This is a genomic window from Magnetococcus marinus MC-1 (assembly GCF_000014865.1).
GTDB classification, from domain to species: domain Bacteria; phylum Pseudomonadota; class Magnetococcia; order Magnetococcales; family Magnetococcaceae; genus Magnetococcus; species Magnetococcus marinus.
The window spans coordinates 194,529-211,893 of sequence record NC_008576.1; the positions used below are offsets into that span (position 1 = coordinate 194,529).

At 53.5% G+C, this 17,365-nt stretch carries 16 protein-coding genes; 3 read left to right on the forward strand and 13 right to left on the reverse strand.

From position 1 onward, the window contains the following. Nucleotides 1-324: 324 nt before the first annotated feature. Nucleotides 325-1,635: an ammonium transporter gene (locus MMC1_RS00915; RefSeq protein ID WP_011711877.1), complete on the forward strand. Its 1,311-nt coding sequence runs from the start codon at nucleotides 325-327 to the stop codon at nucleotides 1,633-1,635. Between the two features lie 68 nt (nucleotides 1,636-1,703). Here MMC1_RS00915 and MMC1_RS00920 read toward each other — a convergent pair whose 3' ends face one another. The 13 genes from MMC1_RS00920 to MMC1_RS00985 form a co-directional block, all read right to left on the reverse strand. Continuing rightward, on the reverse strand, nucleotides 1,704-2,786 hold the full coding sequence (locus MMC1_RS00920; protein WP_011711878.1) for a hypothetical protein: 1,083 nt from the start codon (nucleotides 2,784-2,786) through the stop codon (nucleotides 1,704-1,706). Nucleotides 2,787-2,810: 24 nt separating this feature from the next. Continuing rightward, complete coding sequence (locus MMC1_RS00925; protein ID WP_011711879.1) at nucleotides 2,811-3,473, reverse strand: hypothetical protein; 663 nt, start codon at nucleotides 3,471-3,473, stop codon at nucleotides 2,811-2,813. Beyond that, nucleotides 3,454-4,044, reverse strand: a complete 591-nt coding sequence (locus MMC1_RS00930) for a hypothetical protein (RefSeq protein WP_011711880.1) — start codon at nucleotides 4,042-4,044, stop codon at nucleotides 3,454-3,456. The genes MMC1_RS00925 and MMC1_RS00930 overlap by 20 nt, the downstream gene beginning before the upstream one ends. A 2-nt stretch (nucleotides 4,045-4,046) precedes the next feature. Beyond that, the gene (locus MMC1_RS00935) at nucleotides 4,047-4,427 is read right to left on the reverse strand and encodes a hypothetical protein (RefSeq protein ID WP_011711881.1); all 381 of its coding nucleotides are present in this window, start codon (nucleotides 4,425-4,427) and stop codon (nucleotides 4,047-4,049) included. 12 nt (nucleotides 4,428-4,439) lie between these two features. Next, nucleotides 4,440-5,336, reverse strand: coding sequence for a hypothetical protein (locus MMC1_RS00940; protein WP_011711882.1), 897 nt, complete (start codon nucleotides 5,334-5,336; stop codon nucleotides 4,440-4,442). Beyond that, entirely contained in the window at nucleotides 5,336-5,914 is a 579-nt protein-coding gene (locus tag MMC1_RS00945) for a hypothetical protein (RefSeq protein WP_011711883.1), read from the reverse strand. The genes MMC1_RS00940 and MMC1_RS00945 overlap by 1 nt, the downstream gene beginning before the upstream one ends. A 379-nt stretch (nucleotides 5,915-6,293) precedes the next feature. Beyond that, nucleotides 6,294-7,739: a hypothetical protein gene (locus tag MMC1_RS00950; RefSeq protein ID WP_011711884.1), complete on the reverse strand. Its 1,446-nt coding sequence runs from the start codon at nucleotides 7,737-7,739 to the stop codon at nucleotides 6,294-6,296. Next, nucleotides 7,736-8,251: a hypothetical protein gene (locus tag MMC1_RS00955; protein WP_011711885.1), complete on the reverse strand. Its 516-nt coding sequence runs from the start codon at nucleotides 8,249-8,251 to the stop codon at nucleotides 7,736-7,738. Before MMC1_RS00955 ends, MMC1_RS00950 begins: the two co-directional genes overlap by 4 nt. After that, a complete protein-coding gene (locus MMC1_RS00960; RefSeq protein WP_011711886.1) occupies nucleotides 8,248-9,879 on the reverse strand; it encodes a hypothetical protein in 1,632 nt (543 codons plus the stop codon). Before MMC1_RS00960 ends, MMC1_RS00955 begins: the two co-directional genes overlap by 4 nt. After that, a complete protein-coding gene (locus MMC1_RS19380) occupies nucleotides 9,876-10,373 on the reverse strand; it encodes a lytic transglycosylase domain-containing protein (protein ID WP_011711887.1) in 498 nt (165 codons plus the stop codon). Before MMC1_RS19380 ends, MMC1_RS00960 begins: the two co-directional genes overlap by 4 nt. Before the next feature lie 802 nt (nucleotides 10,374-11,175). Continuing rightward, complete coding sequence (locus MMC1_RS19385; protein WP_011711889.1) at nucleotides 11,176-11,988, reverse strand: transglycosylase SLT domain-containing protein; 813 nt, start codon at nucleotides 11,986-11,988, stop codon at nucleotides 11,176-11,178. Nucleotides 11,989-12,021: 33 nt separating this feature from the next. Then, a complete protein-coding gene (locus tag MMC1_RS00980; RefSeq protein WP_011711890.1) occupies nucleotides 12,022-12,312 on the reverse strand; it encodes a hypothetical protein in 291 nt (96 codons plus the stop codon). Further along, complete coding sequence (locus MMC1_RS00985; protein WP_011711891.1) at nucleotides 12,309-12,725, reverse strand: hypothetical protein; 417 nt, start codon at nucleotides 12,723-12,725, stop codon at nucleotides 12,309-12,311. The genes MMC1_RS00980 and MMC1_RS00985 overlap by 4 nt, the downstream gene beginning before the upstream one ends. 311 nt (nucleotides 12,726-13,036) lie before the next feature. On the opposite strand from MMC1_RS00985, the gene MMC1_RS00990 reads away from it, so the two are divergent. Both MMC1_RS00990 and MMC1_RS19390 read left to right on the forward strand, forming a co-directional pair. Beyond that, on the forward strand, nucleotides 13,037-14,272 hold the full coding sequence (locus MMC1_RS00990) for an ABC transporter substrate-binding protein (RefSeq protein ID WP_011711892.1): 1,236 nt from the start codon (nucleotides 13,037-13,039) through the stop codon (nucleotides 14,270-14,272). Nucleotide 14,273: 1 nt separating this feature from the next. Further along, nucleotides 14,274-17,048, forward strand: coding sequence for a PAS domain S-box protein (locus MMC1_RS19390; RefSeq protein WP_011711893.1), 2,775 nt, complete (start codon nucleotides 14,274-14,276; stop codon nucleotides 17,046-17,048). Nucleotides 17,049-17,365: the final 317 nt, after the last annotated feature.

The window sequence follows — 17,365 nt, forward strand, 5'->3', positions numbered from 1 at the left end:
TTCAGTTGAGACAGAAGAAACGGCCCATGATAGCCAATCATAACCAAAATTGAAAAGGATCAAGGAACCCCTGCCAAGATACACCCCTTACCAACCTTAAAATCTCCACAACCCGCCCCCACTCAATCATGCCCAGCCAAGCGATCCCTGTGCATAAAAAACAGTCGTATTGGTCTTGCAAAGCCAATTGCAAAAAATTAATGCGCACGCATGATTAAAAATTAACAAGCCAATGAGAAAACCAAAAAAAGCGGGTCGATTTTTGAGGCGGTGTGTGATTAAATATCAGGCTTCTTACCCACAAAAAACAGCATAGGAAAGAGAATGATGCGTTTCTCATCACATCTCCTTAAGGGCGGCGCTCTATTTGCCCTACTTTTAATCACGCCCACGTGGGCTTGGGCCGCCGAACAGGGGTTGGATAAAGCCGATACCGCCTGGATCTTAACCACCACCGCCTTGGTGCTCTTTATGACCCTGCCCGGCTTGGCCCTGTTTTATGGCGGCTTGGTGCGCTCTAAAAACATTCTCTCCATCCTTATGCAGTGTTTTGCCATCGCCTGTTTGGTCTCGGTGCTCTGGTTGGCCGGGGGTTACAGTCTGGCCTTTGAGCATGGGGGGCCCCTCAATGGTGTCATCGGTTCACTGCAAAAAGCCTTTTTTGCAGGTGTTGCCCACAATACCGTCAAGGGTAGCCTGCCCGAAGGGGTGTTTGCCGCCTTTCAAATGACCTTTGCCATTATTACCCCAGCGTTGGTGATCGGTGGTTTTGCCGAACGCATTCGATTTGCCGTCATCCTGCCCTTTACAGCGCTATGGCTATTGTTGGTCTACATTCCAGTGTGTCATTGGGTCTGGGGTGGCGGTTGGATGCAAGCTGCCGGGGTGATGGATTTTGCCGGGGGTGTGGTGGTACACATCACCGCCGGGGTGGCCGCTTTGGTGGCGGCCCTGGTATTGGGGCCGCGCAACGGTTTTCAAAAAACCGTCATGTTTCCCCATAACCTAACCATGACCTACGCCGGGGCTGCCATGCTTTGGGTGGGCTGGTTCGGTTTTAATGGGGGTTCGGCCCTCACCGCCGATGGTTCAGCAGGGTGGGCGATTTTGGCGACCCACATGGGGGCCGCCGCAGGGTCGCTGGCCTGGATGGGTATGGAGTGGATGCGCCATGGCAAACCCAGCGTATTGGGTATTGTCACCGGCATGGTGGCTGGTTTGGGCACCGTAACCCCAGCCTCTGGTTACATTAGCCCCTTTGGGGGCTTTGCAATCGGCCTCATTGCTGGTGTGGTCTGCTATCTGGCCACCATGATGGTGAAACAGCGTTGGAAAATAGATGACTCCCTGGATGTCTTTCCCGTACACGGCGTGGGCGGTATGATCGGTACACTCATGACGGCCCTATTTGCCGCTCCGCTATTTGGGGGCCATGGCTTGGCTTCCAATGCGCAAATTTTACCGCAACTTGCCACCCAAGGGGTGGCGGTGGGGGTGACGGCGCTCTATACCGCCGTGGTCACTTGGCTAATCTTTAAAGGGTTGGCTCAAGTGATGCAACTGCGGGTGAGCAGGGATCAAGAGACCGAGGGCCTTGATTTGGTCGACCATGACGAACGGGGTTATAACCTCTAAGTCTGTTCAAGGATAAAATGAGAGGTCCATGCAGCCCCTCTGCATGGACCTTCTACCCTTACTACCCCCTACAAACAAGGGTGCAGGTTCAAATCAATCTGACCCGCTACAGCCCCACCATCCACCTTAATCGCCTCAACCCATAAGCGGCCTTGTTGCAAGCGATAGTTGGCTTCAATGCTGCGCGCCGTGCCGTAGGTCGGGCCAATCAAGTGTTGCAAACCCCCGAGTAACGCCGCATCGAAGCGACGTGGAAACAGCCGTATGGGGGTGGTGGCGCTCTCCAGCCCATGGTAATGGCGGATCTCCTGAAGTTGCAGGCGTTCCTGGTTTTCCACTTGATTGGTTAAGCGCATAAACCCACTGTAACGATCCCGATTAATCGACCAAGCCACCCCAGGGGTACCCCCTGGCATAAAAATGTGCTGTTGAGCATCCATGACACCACTGCGCATGCCCCGACACTGCACCATATGTCGATAGAGGGTTTGCCGCTGTTGGTTGGGCCAGCGCAAGGTTATCGAGGGACCTTTACCGTGCTCCAGCAGTTTAAGCAGCACCCGCCCTTGTTGAACCTGTACCTCGGTGGGTTGAGGGGTGGGATTGGCCGGTTGTAGCGTGGTTTCTGGTGTAACCCTCGGCATGGCCTCTTGCGTGACCGGCTTGGGGTGCGGTTTTAAGGCGTGCCGTGCCTCAGCGGGTATCTCTAAAGGGGCTGCTGAGGGTGAGGACTGCGGCATGGCTTGTACGGTAACCTCCAGCGGGGCCAGCGGGCTGGGCTTGAGCGGTTTAATGGTTTGTACGGGTGTAACGGGGTTAAGCATGGCGGTGGGTAAGAGCGGATGGGCCACCGGGTTTGTCTCTGGCTTGAGGGGCGGCATTGGAGGGTGCGCGGCGGTGCTCTGCTGCGGCAGCGTAGGCGCGGCGGTTGGTGTGGGCAGCTGGGCTGTGGCTGCCGTCTGCACCGGTGGCGCTGGTAGTTGGACCACTTGTAGCGGCAGGCTGGGTTGAGCCTCTTGCGAAACCTCAGGGGGCAACCATGGTATGGGTTCGAGCTGTTCCGAGCGGCTCCAAAGTTGTACCATCAGCAACGTGGCAATGAGTAGAGAAGTAAGGGAGCTCGCATATTTGTACCAAGATGGGCGGGCCATGATAGCAGCTCCCTTTGCACGTGCCTATTGGGTCAATATATCGATATAGAGGCTCTCCATATCGTTGGCTAAAGCGCGTAGTTCCCGACGGCGGTTGTGAGGGGACATCAAAGATTCACCCTCCGCTAATTTAACCGCCACCTTATTGGGTGTGGTGTGGTGCTCCACAATCATTTCAGGGGGAATTACCACCCCGGTACCGGCCAGAACCTCCGCCCGCCGTTGCATGACGGCAGGCTCCAACGCCACAGCCACGCGGGCTGGGGGTTCCGTCTGGGACGGGGGATCGACTTGGGGTTTGGTCGCGATGGCACGGGCCGCTGGTGCCGCTTTAAACAGGGGCGGCGCAGGCTGTTCCGGTAAAGGTGGGCTGACGGGTGTCACTTGGGGTGACACCGCCAACGGCGCGCTAGGTTCGGCCAATTGCGAAGCTTCCCGCTCCAGGTTTGGCGGGGTCGGTACACTTTTCGGTTGGCGCTTCTCAACGGCTGGCTGGGTTTGCGGCCGCTGTATAAGATTCTCTTGTAACCGTTGATCCAGGTTTTTGATCATACGGTCTGCCACGCGATCAAGATCGTGGGGGAGCTGCGCCGTTGGCTTGGAGGGCAAAGAGGGTAAGTTACTGGGTCCGGCAAAAAGATAGAGCAGCGCCGCCCCTACGACCACGTTAAACAGCAGGTATTTCATGATGTTTCTCCTCCTCATCCGCATCCATCAGGATGGCCGTAAGGGGTTGGGGCTGCGACATAACCGCCAGGTGTTGCCAGCAGGCGACATTGTGGGCATGGCTAACCATCAACATGGCCCGTAATACAGCCGATAAGGGCAACCCCACCACCGTGGTCATAAAGGCCAAACTAAAATGGGCGGTGAGCTCACCGACAATGGATTGCACCGTCTCGGGGGTCAGGGCTTGATCGGCCAATGAGCCGATCCCTAGGCTAATACCCAACAGCGTGTAGGTAAGGGCCAGCGTGGTGACGCCATTGGCGGCTTGCATGCCGCTCTCTAACCACACCCCATCGCTCTCTGGGGTGGCGGCACTGCGCCATACGTGTATCCAAGCGGTTAGGGCAATCACCAGCAGGATGGACATAAGCACCAGAAAGGTGACGCCAAAAACCTGTTTAAGCCATGCAATGATGTCCGTAACCTGTAATGAGGTGGCTAAAGTAGCAAGCGCCAGAGCCAGTGCCACCCCACCTAACAGGTAACTCAAGGCAGCGGATCCCTGCTGTAAGGGGGCGGGGAGGGCCATGATCAGCGCCTTCCCATACGGGCCGTTGAGAGTGTGGTGCTGGTCAGGCCAAGCTGTTCCAACCAGTGATCCACCACCAGACGATCTTTCTCAATAGAGGCGTGCACCAAAAAGGTGAGGTCAAAGTTATCCAGTGCCTTTTTGACACTGGGGCCCCCCTCTTTGGCCAAATTGCTATCCCGCCAGACCATGCGTTCCAGATCCACCAAACGGCGGGTAGAGTGGTTGACCTTGGTCTCCCGCTCCGCATAGGTGATCTCGGGTGAAAGCAGGGTTCCAATCAAAATGGCCCGCTCCCGCTCCAGATTATCCAGGGTTCCCCCTTGGGCGGTGGTGCTGACCAGCAATAAAGCCATGGCGGCTAACGTCTGTTGGATGGTCATGGTTCGGCTCCCTTATTTTTCGTCACTGACAAACAGATCCACCGAGGTGGTAATCTGCGCATCGGCTGGCACATCGCTGTCCAACAAATCTGGATCTTGCACCTTTTCAGAGAGGGAGAGGGCATCTAGGGCAACCATCTTGGCCATATAACCGAGGATGGTGCGTTCCTGACTGACCAACGCCATCTCTTTTTCACTCTCGACCATGAGATTACGCAAAAAATCTTGTTTGCTCTCCGGCTCCAAGGCGTGATTATCCAGCTCACGGTTCATGGGGTGAGCCTCCAGCGCGGCCAACAATTTGTGCATCGCCTGTTGGTTGGCTTGATAAACGGTGTTGTAGCGGCTTGGCATACTCTCCCCATCTGGGGTGCCAAAGATTTTCATATCTACCTTTGAGACCGACCGTTCGAACCGCTTTTGCAGATTTTCTTGTTTGGTTTGCAGCTCTGTCACCTCTTTAGGGGTGCTCTCTTTAGCGGTGCGTAACTGCTGCATAAGCCGTTGATAGGTGTCGAGCTTAATCTGCTGGCGCTTTTTGCGTAGATCCAAATGTTGCTGCATCAAGGTGACAAACTGGCGTTTTTCGGCCAGATATTGATGTTGCATCTCAACCTTGAGATCTCCATCGGCCTTCTGTACCGCCTGTTTTAAATCGGTCAGGGTTTGCCGCTTTAGCCCCACCTGGGCACCCACATCGCTAATGGCCATCGCCAACCCAGAGTCGGCATAGTCCCGCTCCAGGGCGTTGTTCATCATGTTGGGGGGTAGGCGTATCAGCTTCTCCGAAATCTGTGGGCGCCATTGAGCGGTATCTTGATCCGAGGCGGCTTGTGCGTGACCCATCAGCGCCGCCATCAGCAACAGGGTACCCAACGTAACCGGTTTGCATCTGCGTAGGCTGTTCATCAGTTGTGGCTCCAGTGGTTGAGTCGACGCATCTCATCTTTCAAAGTGCTGTCAACGTTGAGCAAGCTGTAACGGGGAAACTGGTCTGGATCAGTGCGACGCAGTAAAATCTCCATGGAATCCACAAAAGAGGCGCCTCCCTTAAGATAGAGATCCTGATCCTTAAAGGTGCGGCGGAATTTATCCAGATTCACATGTGCCTGTTCCAGATCACCGGCCTTGATATAGTCCAAAATACCCACGGCATAGGCGCGCATACGCTCTTCGGTTGCCACATCCGCAGAACCAGGAGGCAAGCGGGTTTCGCACTGTTCAAACAGACGGGCACTGGCCAAATAGCGGGCTGCTTGACCCGAGCTGCGGGCTTCGCGATCCATCGTCAGAGCCTCTTGTTTGCACTGACGGTAATTTTGCAGCGCCTCAAGTGCGGCAAAACGAGACTCCCGAAAGCCCACCCCTTCGGTGGGAGAGAGGGTACCCATGGGCAGGCCGGGACTGGCACAGCCGCTTAATCCGGTCAGTGCCAGCAGCAGTGCCACGGCCCGCCCAAAAGAGAGAGGTGAAACAGTTTTAGACATGGTTTCTTCTCCTTAACACACCAAACCCGTACAACACGAGCAGGGCCATAGAACTGGAATGCCAGACAATCCCTATCCAAGGAATAGGTCAATAACTTGTTCAAACGGGAGTAGGTAAGGGGGAGGGGGTTTTTTTTGGCGTATACCCTTTAACAGCGGGTATATTCCCATCGATGCTGGTGTGGGTGAGGGTGATTATGGAGTTGTAAAGATATAAAATATAAAGATAAATAATTCATGCGAAGGGAGTGGCAGGTTATTGAGAGATAGGCGTAATGGAAGGGACACAAGAGAACGGGGTAGGGCTGCGAGTGGGTTGTGGTGGGCTCATGTTCCCACAAAGGGCGTGTCATGACGTCTGTTGGGCGGTGTAGTACTTTTATAACTGGCGTGCCATGGGGTGTAGGGGCTGGTTGACCTGCATCAGGTGTACACCCAGTTTGGCCAACTGCTGTTGAGCGGTGTGCCAATCCCAGGTCTGACCGGCTGCACGCGCTTGACGGCGACTCTCTTTAAGCCAAGTGGTGGCGCTCTCCAAGGGGGTACGCGCGGCTAAAATCAGTACCTGATAATTTAAGGGGGTGCGAATCCATGGACCCACCCGAGGGCTATTCCAAAGCAGCGTCTCTTCGGCGTCAAGGGCACGCTCCATTTTCCAAAAGCGGCTGCCCTCTTCATCGGTTTGGTTACGCGAGCGGGGTAGGTCGCTTTTGGCGATCACCCATAGACGTGTATGGACCGTCTCCTCACCATTAACCACGCGGAATTTAAACTGACACAGATGACGATTGGCCATCAGGATGGGTAGGGTCTCATCCTGTGCGGCCAGCACGGAGACCTGGGGTTGCACTGCCTGGCCGGGAGGGGGATGGTCCATCTCTCGACAACCCCGTACGCTATCCGGTGCTTGGATCACAATGCGTTCTAAGCTAAGTTGGGGCGGATCAATGGGTTGAATGCCCCCCTGACGATCCATATAGAGATGGAACAGTCGCTGACAGACATCACATTGGTTTGTTGTCAGCGCCGCTTGCAACTGTAGGCGGTGTGCATAATCCTGGGATTTCGCCCACACCACCCAACTGGGCAACCCCTGCTGCCAAGCAAACCAGATCAACCCTGCAAAGACCATAAGCTGCACCACCAGCAACCCTTTAAGCCAGGGTGTTGCCTTGGCTTGTGGCTGGGTCAACACCGGGGCGTGAACGGGCAGACGAGGTGGGGTACCCAATGTTAAGGGTAGGCTAGCGGCTGCGGCGATCCGTTTACCCGGATTGGGGAGTTGCTCCACCTGTTCCAGGGTGGTGATCTGGATAAGGTCTGGCGAGGCCAATTCATCCAGCAAGTCAAGGTCAATGTCGGCTTGGTTGGCGGTGGGTAGAAAAAGATGAATCGGTATGCCTTGAGCCACTAAGGCCCGAAACAGCAGGGCGGATTCTTGAAATTTTTCCGCAACATGCTCCACCCCACGCACGGTATGATCGCGGTCTACCTGACCGGTAAGCCACCACACCGCTTGGGCCGGTTCATCCCGTTGCGCCAGCTCTTCATGGTAAAACAGTAGATGCGCGGCATAGGCGCCCAGTTGCCAGCTAAACCCTTGATCAATGGTGTCGGAAAGGTCTAAGCGGTAGGCCGCTTGGGTAAAATCATCTTGGATCATCCCGGTGGGGGGGCGTACAAAGGCGTCATAATCACCGCTAATGGGCAGAGCGCGGGTGGTGCCGTTAAGACACACCACAGACTGTAAATCGGGATCTTCCAGCGTAATACGCTGAACCGTAACCGGCCCCTCAGTGGTGGCGATGATAACCCGAATGCTCAATGCAGGTAGACCTTGCTATCTTTGTTACGTAACCCCTGCATAATGGCACAGTTGGCCTCCACCAGCAGTTGAATGGTGCCATTAACCGGTTCCGGCAGGGTAATGCGCTCTTCTTCCACCGTTAGTTTGGTGGGGGTGCGCTCCATATGGGGTTTTAATTCAATCAACAGATAGATCTGGTTAGCGTCTGCGCGGGAGGTTTTCCAGCGAATTTTCCAGCCATCGGTTTGACGTTCGTTAATCTCACCGCTACTGGCGGCAACCACCGCAGGAAAATAGCACATAGCGCGCCGCTGTAAAAGCTGATGATAGCTGGCTTTGAGTTTGGCATCCGCTTTCAAAGCGCGCACAACCGCAAGGGATGTTGGTCCATCCCCTTGAATATATTGCATCAACTGCGTATAGCCAATGGGGCGTTCGACATGTTCGTCCCGTGGTTGACGCAGGGTATCCAATTGGCTTAAAGCCGTAAAGAGGGTGGCTGTGGTGGCATCCCGCGCAGATTGTTTCATGACTCTCCTCCATACATCCGGCGGAACTGCCGGGTAAATGCCGCACGGTCTGCTGCAAACAGGGTGTCAGCTTCATTCTCATCGGGGAAGAGATGGTGCAGTGTGGTCAAAAACCGGCTCAGCAGCTTATCCATCTGTTCCAACAAGGGCGCGGCTTGGGCGTGACCTGCGCAGATGGTGGGGCTATCCATTTCGTTATCGCGAAAGCCTTGCCGCGCAATACCTTTATAGGCACGGGCGGCCTCTCTCTGCACACTCTGCCACACACCTTGTTGTTCCAAGATAGAACGGAGTTGGGCAACGCCGTCCATAGACCCTTCATCCCCTACGGATTCGGTGTGGTGTTCTCTACCTTTAGATAGATCAAGATCAGGGTACAAATTTAGGATCAAGCGAATGGATTCGGCCTCTTGATGGTATAAAAGAAGGTGGAGGGAGGCGTATTGTACCCGCGTTAGATGGTGTGCAATATCTTGCATGCTCTGCTGGTGTTGGCGATAGCTGGGGGTGTTTATCTCTGCAATGGTTTTCAGCAGATCGGCCCCTTCTACCTTTTGGCGCAGGGCCTGCACAATGCAGGCTTGTGTGTGACCAAACAGCTCACAGCGCAGCAGCGAGAGGGCCAAATCGTTGGCGTCGCGGTTGCCTTCCACAATGCGTTTGAGCAGGTTTTGTTCACGATTGTTAAAAAATTTAATCTCGTCACAGGGGGGGGTGTTAAGGTGGTGCAGGGGAGAGGCCTCCTCGTCAAGCTCGCGCAGGGTTTCCCACAGTGCGGCGCTCTGTTCGCTATCGGGTTCCCACTCTCCGGCATCACGGTCGGTACCCAACACATGGGTATGCATCAGGGCTTGTTGGTGGATGGCCGCCCGCAAGGCGCGACGATAGTTGAGAAAGTCGTGATAGACGGTTTCAAATTTCTTAAAGTCGCCGCCATCTTCGTCATGGCCAAGGGAGAACTGTTGCCAAAATTGCAAAATGGCCGAGTTATCCAACGCATCGGGGGCGAAGGTATGGTTATTGGTATAGTTTTGAATAAATTGGGTAATACGTCGAAACTTGCGCTGTTGTTGGGCTTCGGGCAGGTGATCTTTTAAAAAAGCGTAAAGCAATCGAGCCAGCTGGTTGGCGCATTGGCTGGTGGCTTGGCGGCTATCGCCATGGTGCATGAGCATGGTGGTGATGCTCTCATCCAACTGGGCATAATCCAGCGCACTGAATAGAAACTCCCAGAGGGCCGCCAGCAGCGGCATGCGGCTGTAGTGGACGGTAAAACGGTCCTGTTGATCGGCAATCACCACACCGCTGCTTTCAGCCGTGACCTGTTGGGCGGGCAGACGCTCATTAAAATAATGCCGAAAACGCTGGCTGCGAGCGGCACCCACCTCCCAAAATAGGGTGACATGATCCCCACAAGCGTGGCCCGCGCGGAGCAGGTAGCACAGTTCAATCATGCTTTGTGCATAGGTACGACACACCAACATGCGTTGCAGTTCATGACAGGTTTGGGGGGGAAATTTAATATCGCCATCTTGTTCGGTTTCGGCCACCATGCTCAACAAACCCAGCAGGTGATCGCTAATGCCCTCTTGCAGCAGCATACGTTCCGACGCCCAGCCTTGATTCATAACAGATCCAACCCATGGTAGAGTTTATATTGATACTGTTTTTGCCAATGGCGAACTTTGGCAACATAGGGTCGGGTTGCAGGAATAATATGCGCGTGGGGCAAATCCCCAACCCGGGAACCCCCATTGTAATAGGATAACGCCAGATTAACACGTCCCTTATAGCGTTGTAAGAGACGTTGTAGAAAGTGTAGGCCAAGGCGCACATTAATCTTAGGGTTCCAAAGCATGTTTTTGGGTATGCCATACTCCCCCATGGCGGTAGCAGGCATAATCTGCATAACACCACAAGCCCCCTTGTGACTCTCAACCTGGGGATCAAAATAGGACTCGACATGAGCCACCGCCAAGGCCAAAGAGATGGGGATGTTCAGGTTTTTGGCCTCTTCAATAATCAATTGTTGAATCTGTTGGCGCTGTTGTTTAGGGCTGGCTAATAGAGGCTGGCTGAAGCTAAACATCAAGCAAATAAGGATAAGGAGTGACCGGATCATGGATAGGGCTCCTCGGGTTGGGTGGGGGGAGATCCGCCACCGTGCATGGTGCAAGGGCCAAAAACAGAGCGCCATAACAGAGACACCCCCACTGGCGTACGTTGGTGCTTTAAACAAACCCTGCCATGGGTAGGCTTGGAGTAAACAAGCATAGATGTCGCCCAACACGGGGGCCCGGTTTGCAGCGGGGGGGGCTCAGGGATACCCCAGCGCCCATGGCCCGTGGGTGGTTTCCCCCAGCGCCCATGGCCCGTGGGTGGTTTCCCCCAGCGCCCATGGCCCGTGGGTGGTTTCCCCCAGCGCCCATGGCCCGTGGGTGGTTTCCCCCAGCGCCCATGGCCCGTGGGTGGTTTCCCCCAGCGCCCATGGCCCGTGGGTGGTTTCCCCCAGCGCCCATGGCCCGTGGGTGGTTTCCCCCAGCGCCCATGGCCCGTGGGTGGTTTCCCCCAGCGCCCGTGTGCCCAACCGCCCGCCACGCTGGCGCGTGACATCGCTACCCTACGCCCCGTACCGCGCCCCCACAAAACCCCTGCTCTCTTAAAAAAAACCCCTGCACCCTTGCTCCATCGGTACGGGGCTTTACAAAAGATCAAAAGATTAAAAAAGTCAAAAGATCTCAGGGCTTCGCCCCGAACCCCACTGGGCGCTGCCCTGCACCCGCTGGGCGGGCAAGCAGAGCTTCCCCCCAGACCCCCCAGACCCCCCAATCCCTTTTAATAATGGGACTCCCTAGGCATAAAGGCATTCATCACCCCTTGCATAGACCCTCTACCATGCCAGCCCGTGCAACGTTCCCCCTAATCTAATTCCACTGCATCCCAGCTCGCCCACCCTTCAAACCCGATCCATACCAAAAATCCGCAGCATCCCCAGCAGCCCCCCCCCGCCAATGCGGCGGCGGTGGCGGATGCGGATGAGACCCCCGCCCCCTAAAACCATGCCGATGCCCCGGCGGACCACGACGCCCCCGCATAGACGGCGGTGGTGCATACCAATCCTCATCCTCAACCCGACTCTGCTCACGAGCCGCCCGCAAATCACGACTTAACACACTAACCTGCTCCGTCAACTTCTCAACCTCAACCCCCGTCGCAGCCTGCCAAACCGACATCTGATCCCGATACCGCTTCTCCCAACGCAGCATGCTCAAAACAGTCTCCTGCTCCTTCTCCAACACCATCCCACCAGAAACACGATCTGGCCGCTCACCACTTAAATAGTGCAATAACGCCTTCTCCCAATTCTCCCCATACTGCTTGAGCAATAATTTTAAATAGGTCACACCATAACGTATGTTGACCTGCGGTCGCTGCAACTGATCCTGACTCAAATCCGTCACACGTACCATCAAACGCTCAACCAAATTGGGCGGTAACTGCATCACACCCTGCGCATCCTGCTTGCTCTGCGCCAACCCCTGAAAATCAGAGCCCACCTTGGCAACCGCTAACGCTAACGTCGACGGTACATCCTGGCGCATCGCCTCCTGTACCACCATCTCCTTAACCTCCTGACGGGTGGCCGCCTGACCCCGTATGGGCATAACCACAACCAATGCCATACCCGCCACTACAACCCCCCGCATAAGGAGATGACCACCCCGTCGCATCTTCATAACAACCACCCTCCCTCAGCAACCCAACCAAACTCAAAAACCCTGCGGTAAGATCACCACCACCCGCGAAATCGAACCACGCTCCCGCACAATCTTGACCACCGCATCACGCCACATCGGGTTCCGCGTGCTCTCCACCAATGAATGACGCACCGAACGTTGAATCATCTGATTATGCCGGTTATGTTTGCCTTCCCAACGACTCTGCTTGTCATTACCATAGTTGTTGACAAAGTAAATACTCGCCGCTTCTGCCTGCTTAACAGGGACCATCATCGCACCCATCGCAGCAGCCATAGCAATAGTTAACATAAGTTTTTTCATGGTGTTTTCTCCTGTAAAGCGCGTATCCAACGTGTGTCCAGTGTCGAAACAATCACATCACGTTGACCAAACAGACCCCTTAGCTTTAATGCCTGGGTCATGGATGTCTCTGGTGCTAGAGCCAAAATCGTGCGCCCCCCTTGGGGCAGCGTCTCAGGCTTAACCTGGTGCATGTTCTGATCAAAAAAGTGACCGTTGTAATACAGAATCATACGATCCTGCTCCTGTACCTCCACCACGGCCTTGGGTGTTTGTGCATTGTCCGAGGCTGCCATAACCGCCCCAGCAATCTTGTTGGCAGAACCTACGCCACCGCCCATAGAGACCATCGCCAATACCATGATGCTAAAAAATCCCATGGCCAACGCCAAAGCAATCTCCGTCATCGCGTTGTTGGTAGTGTGGTTGTCCATGCCTTTGGCTCCTTCTGCGCTAAGGCAGTCTCTACCGCCGTTGCCTCAGAGTACGAAAAGGCTAGAACCCTTTTTTTCCCTACCCCATCATCAAGGGCATCGTTTCAGAGAATAAATCTGCAAAAATAGTGCACCATCAGCATGATACAACCCCATAAAAAAACCTCACCCTACCGAGCAATCCCTTACAACAGGCAAACATCTACACCCTGTAAAGGCCATAAAAAGAGATAAAAACTTTACGCGACACCGCATAATCCATGTACACTAAGACGGCTGGATCGTAAGCAGGCCGGTTAGGGAGAGGTGTAATGTATCGCTTTGCCAAGGCGGGTTGGTGTTCGCTCTTTATACTGTTGCTGCTGTATAACCCTGCCGCTATGGCCGCTCCCCTTGCCCCCTATCACATCTATATGGATGCCGATTGGAGCGGAGCCAATCCTTCCAGTCAAGCCATTGAGTGGGGCATCCGTACCGCCCTAGACGAACGCAACAACACCATCGCAGGTCACCCTGTCAAAATTGTACGTGCCAACCATCGGGGCAATAACCGGCGGCACCTACGCAATCAACAGATCTTTCTCGATGATGCACGGGCCCTGTTGGTCTATAGCGGATTGCACTCTCCCCCGTTGTTGGCCAATAAAAAATTTATCAACGATCATGCAATCCTGACCCTCAATCCCTGGGCTGCCGCTGGCCCCATCACCCGCAGCTTGGCCCCCAACTGGATCTTTCGCCTCTCTATCGATGACGCTGTGGCTGGCCAAGTGATTGTGCATCATGCTCTGACAAAACGCGGGTTTAAAAAATTAGTGCTCATCGCAGAAGATACCAGTTGGGGTCGCTTCAACCACCAAAATATGAGCAAAAAAGCCAACGAATATGGTATGGAGGAACTGCCGGTTATCTGGTCCAACTGGGGCATCTCTAAAGCGGCCGCTAAAATTATTTTGCGTCAAGCCGCCTCCATGGGGGCCGATGCCGTGCTGCTGGTGGTCAACCCGGCAGAATCCATCACCTTTGCTACGGCTATGGCCGAATTGGAACCCCAACGTCGGCGCCCTATACAAAGCCACTGGGGCGTAAGTGCAGGCAGTTTTTCTCAAAAAGTGGGGGAAAATGTGCTCAAGGTGCTTGATCTGGAGTATGTACAAACCCGCTTTAGCTTTCTCAATGGGATGCTCTCTGAGCATGCTAAGCAGGTGTTGGCGCGCGCCATGCGGCTTTTTCCCGATGCCATCAAAACCCCTCAGCATATTCGCCCACCCGCAGGGTTTAAACATGCCTATGACTTAACCCGCATCCTACTGGCCGCCGCCGATCAGGTACAGCTAAGTGGCGATGTTAAACAGGATCGTCTACTTTTGCACCATGCCCTTGAGCATCTGCAAACCCCCGTGCAGGGGTTGATTAAAACTTATCATATGCCTTTTTCACCTCCTAAATCAGACACTTCGGATGATCATGAAGCGCTGCATATCCACGACTTCACCATGGCGACCTTTGATGTGCTAGGTAATGTCCAGATTCAGCAGGAACCCTAACATGGAATGCCCTCCCTATCGCCTCTCTCTTTCCAAACGGTTTGGTTTGGTGATCGGCATGGCACTCTTGGTGGTGGCCTTGCTACTGGGTACCATGCTGGCCCAGGGGATGGACCGCAACTTTGAACAACAGTTGCAACACCTGCACGAGCTGCATCTTAACCGCTTAGCCCAACAGTTGCGCCAGTATATCCAGAGCCGCCTCACCGTACTGGCAGATATGGCTGCCAATCCCTTAACCATACAAGGGGTATTGCAACCTGAAACCAGTCTGCTTAACACCATCGACTGGCTACAAAATTCCCGTTTAATTGGGGAATCGTTTCCACTCATCCTCATGGATTATCAAGGTCAGATACTCCACCAGACGGTGGGCGATGAGCAGCCAGCCCCAACGGCCGTGCGAGCTGTATTAGGGGGTAAGCAGACCCAAATACAATATCTGGAGGGTGATCACCTCAATGGAGATCATCAGCTCTGGTTAATTACCCCCGTTCGTTGGCAAGCCAGTATCGAAGGGGCCCTGGCCGTGCGCATACCCCTGCAACACATTTCTCCCCTCACCGCCCAGCAGGGCCATTTTAACCATGATGGCATTCGTCTGTGGCAAGGTAATCGGCTGTTGTTCAGTCAGGGGCAGATGGAAAATGGCTATAGTAGCCGTAAAATCTTGGGTGAATTGGGTCTGACCATTGAACTGGTCATGGACCAAAAACCCCTTATCAAAGCCCGCTCTAAACTCTTTAGAGAGACCTTGATAGTGGGTATCTTGCTGCTTTTACTCTTGAGTGTGACCCTCTACTACTGGGGGCAAAAGCGGCTGGTTAGACCACTGATGGCACTTTCACGCCAAGTTGATGCCGTCACCAAAGGGGATGATCCGGCCCCGCCCATGGGGACCAAAATGGGTACCACCATTGTAGAAATCATCCAACTGGGGGAAAAATTTGACCATATGCATAAGGAGATCACCGCAACCCGCCGTCACTTGGAAAGCTTAGTCAATGAGCGTACGCAAGCGTTGCAAATAGAGCTGCAAGAGCGTACCCGTACGGCGGCTGAATTGCGTTTGCTCAACGATTTACAAGAGGCCATTTTAGAAAGCGCGGATGCCATGATTATCGCCACTGATGCAGCGGGCACCGTGATTAAATTTAACAAAGCGGCTCAACATAAGCTGGGTTATGCGGACCATGAGGTCATCTACCGCTTAACACTGGATGCCTTTCATGACCCCATGGAACTACAGCATCGCCACCTACCCGTGACAGAGGGTGATACGCAAAATTTGAGCATACCCCTACAGACGCTCTTTTCCCGAGCCGCTCAAAATAGGACGGACGAGCGCGAATGGCGCTACCGCCGTCAAGATGGTACGACCTTTCCAGTGCGTCTCTCCATAACCCAGGTGTGGGATGTGGAAAGTAATAACCGGCGCGGGTTTTTGGTGGTAGGTATGGATATTACCGAGCTCAAAAGCTTTCAGCAGGCCCTGCTGCGTAACCAAGCAAATCTGGCCCATGCCCAAGCGATCGCTCACCTAGGTAGTTGGCAATGGGAACTCGAAAATGGCCGCATGCACTGGTCGGATGAGACATTTCGTATTTTTGGCGAACCGCTGCAAAGCTTTGAACCAACTTTTGAAGATATTTTAAGCCGTACGCACCCACAGGATATGAAATCTTTAGAGCAGATGGTTACACGCGCACTCGCCAATCCAGAGATCCCTTTTGAAATGGAAGCTCGACTACGCCGTGCCAATGGTGATCTGCGTTCCGTGGTGATGCTGGGAGAGGTCACCTATGATCAAAACCGTAAACCCATTCGGGTTTCAGGTACCGTGCAGGATATTACTGAGCGGAAAAAAGCTGAGGATAGTCTACAGTTAGCCAAACAGATTATTGAGTGTACCAGCGAGGCCATTGTTATCACCGATGCCCAAGGTATCATAACCGATATCAATCCTGCCTATGAAGAAATCACCGGTTACAGTAGGGGAGAGGTGATTGGTCAGAGTCCAGCCATCACTCAATCAGGGCGTCACGATCCAACCTTTTATCAGCAGCTGTGGCACCTTCTGCAACAGACAGGCCATTGGGAAGGGGAGATGTGGGATCGTCGTAAAAATGGTGAGCTTTTCCCCAAATGGCTGACCATCAATGCGTTACACAATCTTTACGGTCAGGTAAGCCACTATGTGGGTATTTTCTTGGATATTACCAAACAAAGGGGTGAAATCGAACGATCCAAACAGAACGTTTTCTACGATCCTTTAACCAAGCTGCCTAACCGTATCCTGTTTCAGGATCGTTTAGAGCATATCTTGGCGGTCGCAGCTCATAAGCAAGAACGTATAGGGCTTTTTTTTATTGATTTGGACCATTTTAAACAGGTTAACATCAACATAGGTCACGATGTGGGGGATCTGTTACTGGTGGAGGTTGGTAAACGTCTGCGTCGGCACTTACCCCCCAGTGATACGGTGGCGCATTTGGTCGGGGATAAATTTGCGATTATTCTACCCCATAGCCGCACCCGTACTGAATTGGCGCAGCTTGCCGAAACAATACTTCATCTTTTTGACGAATCTTTCCTCATTCGCGATCATAATCTTTCAATCGGTTGCACCATTGGTATTGCGGTCAGTCCCGCAGACGGTACGGTTTATCCCGAGCTCGCGAGAAACAGTAATACGGCCCTTTACCGTACCAAGGGTTTGACCCGTGGCCGTTTTGCGTTTTATAGCGAAGAGATCTCGTCTTCTCCCATGCCATAATCCCTTTAACACGGTGATGAAGAACACCTTGATGCTTCTTGTGGCGTGCCTGCCAAAAAATCGTAATATTATGATTTAATACGATATGTCTGCAAGAGATCACACCAAAAAAGCAGAATCCTCTAAGCAAATTATCCGCTCTATGTGGAAAGACTTACAAAAAAGCCTAACGATTTTAAGATGACGCGTGTTAATAGTATAACATCATAGAAATATATTTGTTTTCTACACAAATTGGGGTTATTCTCTCAATAGAAACCTAACCAACAAGTAAATGGGTATAATTCGCGTTCTTGCTAAATATAAGTTTAGCATAA

Excerpts from the sequence above, each read along its gene's own strand:
- MMC1_RS00915 (WP_011711877.1), top strand. The coding sequence starts at position 325 with ATGATGCGTTTCTCATCACATCTCCTTAAGGGCGGCGCTCTATTTGCC.
- MMC1_RS00920 (WP_011711878.1), bottom strand. The coding sequence starts at position 2,786 with ATGGCCCGCCCATCTTGGTACAAATATGCGAGCTCCCTTACTTCTCTA.
- MMC1_RS00925 (WP_011711879.1), bottom strand. The coding sequence starts at position 3,473 with ATGAAATACCTGCTGTTTAACGTGGTCGTAGGGGCGGCGCTGCTCTAT.
- MMC1_RS00930 (WP_011711880.1), bottom strand. The coding sequence starts at position 4,044 with ATGGCCCTCCCCGCCCCCTTACAGCAGGGATCCGCTGCCTTGAGTTAC.
- MMC1_RS00935 (WP_011711881.1), bottom strand. The coding sequence starts at position 4,427 with ATGACCATCCAACAGACGTTAGCCGCCATGGCTTTATTGCTGGTCAGC.
- MMC1_RS00940 (WP_011711882.1), bottom strand. The coding sequence starts at position 5,336 with ATGAACAGCCTACGCAGATGCAAACCGGTTACGTTGGGTACCCTGTTG.
- MMC1_RS00945 (WP_011711883.1), bottom strand. The coding sequence starts at position 5,914 with ATGTCTAAAACTGTTTCACCTCTCTCTTTTGGGCGGGCCGTGGCACTG.
- MMC1_RS00955 (WP_011711885.1), bottom strand. The coding sequence starts at position 8,251 with ATGAAACAATCTGCGCGGGATGCCACCACAGCCACCCTCTTTACGGCT.
- MMC1_RS00960 (WP_011711886.1), bottom strand. The coding sequence starts at position 9,879 with ATGAATCAAGGCTGGGCGTCGGAACGTATGCTGCTGCAAGAGGGCATT.
- MMC1_RS19380 (WP_011711887.1), bottom strand. The coding sequence starts at position 10,373 with ATGATCCGGTCACTCCTTATCCTTATTTGCTTGATGTTTAGCTTCAGC.
- MMC1_RS19385 (WP_011711889.1), bottom strand. The coding sequence starts at position 11,988 with ATGAAGATGCGACGGGGTGGTCATCTCCTTATGCGGGGGGTTGTAGTG.
- MMC1_RS00980 (WP_011711890.1), bottom strand. The coding sequence starts at position 12,312 with ATGAAAAAACTTATGTTAACTATTGCTATGGCTGCTGCGATGGGTGCG.
- MMC1_RS00985 (WP_011711891.1), bottom strand. The coding sequence starts at position 12,725 with ATGGACAACCACACTACCAACAACGCGATGACGGAGATTGCTTTGGCG.
- MMC1_RS00990 (WP_011711892.1), top strand. The coding sequence starts at position 13,037 with ATGTATCGCTTTGCCAAGGCGGGTTGGTGTTCGCTCTTTATACTGTTG.
- MMC1_RS19390 (WP_011711893.1), top strand. The coding sequence starts at position 14,274 with ATGGAATGCCCTCCCTATCGCCTCTCTCTTTCCAAACGGTTTGGTTTG.